This is a genomic window from Xanthovirga aplysinae, assembly GCF_009711365.1.
Lineage (GTDB): Bacteria > Bacteroidota > Bacteroidia > Cytophagales > Cyclobacteriaceae > Xanthovirga > Xanthovirga aplysinae.
Map to the genome: position 1 here is coordinate 1 of NZ_SMMB01000144.1, position 482 is coordinate 482.

The window sequence follows — 482 nt, forward strand, 5'->3', positions numbered from 1 at the left end:
TATTTTTAATGCTAATGCACAGACTGATAAGGAGCTAAAAAAAATAAAAAAGCACTATCCCGAAGAGAGAGCCGTGTACCTTCAGAACATTAGTGAAATTACAATTTCGTTTGAAAACGAAAAGGTTTCTGTGGAATCCACCCAATTGGAAGAGATGTTGCATCTAAAAGATCAATCCGTCGGACTTGCTAGAAATGCCGTTTACAGTTCGGAATTTATTAAGTTGACGGGATTAGAGGCAGAAACCCGAGTGTTTAATGCTTCCCAAAGTGCTACTCAACCTTTTGAAATTATGAAGGTAGATGAATTCATGGAGAAGAATGACAATGATTATGGAGTTTTTTACGATGATCAGAAGATGACCACCTTTATCTTCCCAGCTGTACAACCAGGAGCCCGCACAATTGTCCGTTCCAAACACCAAATTACAGAACCAAGACTTTTAGGGTCCTTTTTCTTTCAATCACATGTGCCAGTGGTAA

General features: G+C 38.8%; 1 protein-coding gene. It reads left to right on the forward strand.

Translation table 11 applies throughout. The features are described from left to right. Positions 1–482: hypothetical protein (locus E1171_RS23175; protein WP_187696096.1), on the forward strand; the 482-nt coding region annotated here is incomplete at both ends.